We start from the raw sequence: 4,649 nt of genomic DNA, 5'->3' as shown, positions 1-4,649 counted from the left end.
AATATTGCTTGGTATGAACAAAAAGCAGTAATAGTATTATTAGCTCTATTGTCCTTAGGAGTAAAGAATATCCACCTAGGGCCAACACTACCAGCTTTCCTATCACCAAATGTAGCTAAAGTATTGGTAGAAAACTTTGGAATTGGAACAATTTCAAATGTTGAAGATGATATAAAGATGTTTATGGAAGCTTAATCTAATAAACCCCATCTATAGAAGTATAGATGGGGTTTATATATAATTTTGACTTTGTAAACTTAAATTAAAATGTAACATTCTGTAAATAATTCAATTAGCACGATTATATTCTTTTATTAAAAAAGATATACAACTGAAGAATATAGAAACTTAATAGTATTTAACAAATTATTAATTAAAGTGGGTGTATTTCAGTCACTTTAATTATATTGTTTGAATGAGGTGAGGTGAATTGTGAAAAGAACAAAATTCTTAATTATAGGAATAATTATTTTACTTATATTAATCACATCATGCAGCTCTACTAACATATCAGGCAACATATCAAAAGAAGATATTGATAAGGTGAGAAACACTACCTATGATGATGTTGTGAAAAAACTTTCTGATATAATTAATGATTTTATAGATGAACACAGTTATTTTTCTATCTCTAATATTGAATTTATTGAAGATAAATTAGCTGTAGATGATAAAAATGAAGTAAAGAAATTTAATAATATAAAAATAGTACTAAACATAGATGTAAACTCAGAAGAAACTCCTATTGATTTAAAAGAAGAAATGACAATAAGTGAAAAAAGTGAAGCTTTTAAAGAATTCACTAGTAATATGAATAGAGAATTGTTGGACAAATTGCATATAGAGAGTCAAATTGAATATTCAAAAGTTGGAAATATAGAAGTATTATATACAGATAACAAAAATAAACTAAAATATAATTCAAATATGAGTAATTTAAGAGATTCTGAAACAATGATATCTTTAAGAAATGAAGAATCTGAAGAGGAAAAATTTGCATTAGACAAGGTATTTGATTATATAAAAGAAGATAAAGATACTTATGAATTAATAAGATTTGGGATAGATAATAATATATTTATTATAGAATTTAACTTACATGGTCCTTATGATGATATATATAATAAAAAAATGAGTAATGAATTACATGAATTAATTTCAAAAAATGAAAATTCCGTTAAATATATAGCTAATCAGGAAGTTAAAGTTATGAAAGTTATTTTTAATAAAGGGATAAATGTTACGGAACCAATTATTTTTGAATATAAAATGGATTAATATTTCACTAGAGATGCTTAATTTGAAAACTCAATAAAAATATTAAAAAAGAGACTCTTTACTCAGTGATAACGGATAGGGCATCTGAATTTACATGAGAGAGCTGGTTTTCAACTGTTAATTGTTATTTTGATATTTTGAGATAAGGGTTATAATCATTATAAAAACCACCTTTATTCTTGAAGAATAAAGGTGGTTTTTTATTAAACTTTAATTTTATATTTGTTTTTTTACTATTTCTTCTATTTCATTTTCTTCAGGGAACCTTCCTAATTCTTTCTTAGAAAAAATCAACTTATCTCCAATAGTTATTTCAAATACTCCATCAGAAGAAGGAATTATTTTAAGTTCAGCTATTTTATTTTTATGTTCTCCTAATAGATTATCTGTTAGAGCAACTGCCCTAGGTAGGTAGCCTCAAGCTGTACAATATTCAATAATTATATTTTTCTTCATCATATCACTCCTATCACATTAAGCTAACTATTATATTAATATATAGTTACCCAAAAGGAATAAAAAATATCAATAGAAGATTAGAGACTATTTAGAATAAATAGGAATATGTAATTTATTATTATTTGTTTTTTGATCATTAAACATACTCATAACATAATCTCGAATAGAAAATGGTGCAGTATCCTGTAAAATTTGAAATCCTTCAGTAGGAAAAACATCATGTAGAAGTTCATTTCTAAATCCAGCAAAATATTTCAAATTTAGTTCTGCCACTGTTTCTGATATAGCTTTCATTTCTTTATCTGAAAATTTACTTATTTCTAATAGACTATCATAGTATTTGTCATAGGTTCTTCGTCTAAAGAAATCCTTAGAATATTTATTGAAGTTATTTAAATTTCTATCTTTAATATTATTTTCCCAAGCCCAAGCATATACGTCAATTCTTCTAGTTTCATAATCAAAACCTTCTTCAGGTGTAAATTTTAATATACCATATTGATTAGGATAAGCTATCAAACAAGAAGTAGCAATATCATAAATCTTTTTATCTTTTTCTTCATAGGATTTTATATCTTGTAAATGTACATGACCAGATAATACAATCTGTATGTCGCAACTAATAAGCAAATCTATTACTTCCTGACTATTATCAATAGTATAATTTTCATTTATTACTTCACTATGATTTATCAAACTATGGTGCATAACTGTTATAATTTTAGCATTATTTTCTTTTGCTAAATTGGAACATTCTTTAATCCATTCAAAAGTTTTAGCTGGGATTTCACCTCCCATTTCTGGAGAGGTTCTTACATTATTACGTTTATACTTAGCGGAGTCTAGCATCAATAGCCAAACATCTTCAGCAGGAGCTGCTAAATAGCTTAAAGAGTAATGATCCCTAGAAATTGCATCTTCATAACCAAAAGGTTCATATATTTCTACAAACTCATCTTCAGTTATAGAATCAATTTTAAGCATTTCATCTCCAACATAATTTCTTGCCCAAGGATTTTCAATATCATGATTTCCTGGTATTACAAATATATGGATTCCTAGTTTTTTAATAGTTTGTAATTTTTCTGCAAATTCTAAATGACTTTCTTTTTCTCCATTACAAGTTAAATCGCCAGGTACAATTAATATATCGGGGTTTCCATTTTTAACATCTAAAGTAAAAGCAGCCATTATTTCATCAGTATAGTGAAGTAATTTTCCATCCCCAGAATTAAGAAACCAATCGAAGGCTTTCCCATCATCGTAGGTTTTTTTAGATAGATGATGAGGATCTGCTGCAATGAAGAAAGTAATATCTTCACCTGACTTAATTTTACAATTCAGTACAGAACAAGTAAATTTTTTCACACATCCAACTAAAGTTAACAATATAAATATTATTATGAGTATTAAAAATGTTTTTTTATTTTTCATACTAAAACCTCACAATCTAACTATATTTGATTGATGTCAGCTTAATATCTTATTTGATATAATTATATCATAATTTTAGCAGTAAATACTATTGAAAACTTATACTAAAACTTACTATACTATTTATTTTTAAAATCCATAAATTAATATGGGAAAAAACTTTTTAATTGGTCATAGAACTGTTATAATATTGCTAAATGTATAATTAACTAGGAGAGGATTATAATGAAAGTAATGATTGTGGGGGCTGGGAAATTAGGTTATAGATTAGCAGAGGCCATGAACAATGAAGATATTGATGTTACTTTAGTAGATGTGAATTTCAAAACTTTAGAAAGGATAAATGACCATTTAGATGTTTTAACTGTAGCTGCTAATGGTATAGAAATTGCGAAGCTAAAGGAACTTAATATAGATACTTATGATTTGCTTGTAGCAGCAACAAATAGTGACGAGACCAATACTCTAATATGTACTTTAGCAAAGAAATTAAAGTGCAAAAAAACTATTGCTAGGATTAGAGATCCTGAGTTTATAGAACAGTTAGACTTTGTTAAAACGGAAATGGGAATTGATCATATAATCAATCCAGATTTGACTACTGCTATTGAAATAAAAAGATATCTATGTAAAACATATAATTTTTATTCTGGGGATTTTGCTAGAGGTAAAGTTTCTATGGTTGATTTTCATTTAACTAAAGGACATAGTTTTGTTGGCAAGAAACTAATGGAATTAGAAGGGTTAGAAGGTCTTCTTATAACAGCTATATCGAGAGAAGGGGATTTGATTATTCCAGATGGTTCTACTAGACTGATGGCTGAAGACGTCATTCATGTAATAGGGAAAAGCAGTAATATTAACAGGCTTGGCCAACTGTTTGGAATAAATATGAACAAAAAGGAATCAAAAAAAGTAATTATCTTAGGTGGTGGAAATGTAGGATATTATTTAGCTCAACGATTGGAAAAGTCTAGTATGAATGTTACGGTAATAGAGATAGATAAAAAAAGATGCCAATATTTAGCGGAGAATCTTAGTCGCACCTTAATAATTCATGGAGATGGGACTGATATTGATCTTTTAGAGGAAGAAGATTTAGCTTCTTATGATACTTTTATAGGAGCTACAGGATATGATGAACAAAATCTTTTGATGGCTTTAGTGGCAAAGCAATTAGGAGTAGGCAAGACCATTGCTAAAATAAGTAGACCTAACTATGCACATGTAGTTGATAAATTAGACGTAGATATAGCTTTGAATCCAGTAAATATTACAGTTAGTAATGTATTGAAGTTCATAAGAGGTGGGAAGGTAGTATCGGTTTCATTACTTCTTGGAGGAGAAGGAGAAGTTACAGAAATAATCGCTAGTAAAGATATGTCCATAGTAGGGAAACCATTATACCAATTGGGATTACCAAAGGGTATTATTATTGGGGCTATTGTTCATAAAGGAGAAGTAATAATTCCTAATGG

The 4,649-nt window shown here is 27.7% G+C and carries 3 protein-coding genes and 2 pseudogenes; 3 read left to right on the top strand and 2 right to left on the bottom strand.

The genetic code is table 11. The features are described from left to right. Together VK998_RS12075 and VK998_RS12070 are read left to right on the top strand one after the other, a co-directional pair. Positions 1-195: pseudogene (locus VK998_RS12075) on the top strand (hydroxylamine reductase); the annotation flags it as partial. Positions 196-432: 237 nt separating this feature from the next. Beyond that, a complete protein-coding gene (locus VK998_RS12070) occupies positions 433-1,278 on the top strand; it encodes a hypothetical protein (RefSeq protein ID WP_325228686.1) in 846 nt (281 codons plus the stop codon). 216 nt (positions 1,279-1,494) lie between these two features. Here VK998_RS12070 and VK998_RS12065 read toward each other — a convergent pair. Together VK998_RS12065 and VK998_RS12060 are read right to left on the bottom strand one after the other, a co-directional pair. Beyond that, a pseudogene (locus VK998_RS12065) lies at positions 1,495-1,683 on the bottom strand (SelT/SelW/SelH family protein); the annotation flags it as partial. 138 nt (positions 1,684-1,821) lie between these two features. Continuing rightward, on the bottom strand, positions 1,822-3,171 hold the full coding sequence (locus VK998_RS12060; RefSeq protein WP_325228682.1) for a metallophosphoesterase: 1,350 nt from the start codon (positions 3,169-3,171) through the stop codon (positions 1,822-1,824). A 225-nt stretch (positions 3,172-3,396) separates the two neighbouring features. Between VK998_RS12060 and trkA the strand changes: the two genes are divergently transcribed. After that, positions 3,397-4,649: Trk system potassium transporter TrkA (gene trkA / locus VK998_RS12055; RefSeq protein WP_325228681.1), on the top strand; the 1,253-nt coding region annotated here is incomplete at its 3' end.

This window comes from Schnuerera sp., from assembly GCF_035459645.1.
In the GTDB taxonomy this organism is placed as follows: domain Bacteria; phylum Bacillota; class Clostridia; order Tissierellales; family Tepidimicrobiaceae; genus Schnuerera.
Note: the sequence above shows the minus strand (reverse complement) of the source record. Positions and strands in the feature narration are given on the sequence as shown.

Bases quoted from the DNA above. Each gene is read 5' to 3' on its own strand.
- VK998_RS12060 (WP_325228682.1), bottom strand. From the start codon at position 3,171: ATGAAAAATAAAAAAACATTTTTAATACTCATAATAATATTTATATTG.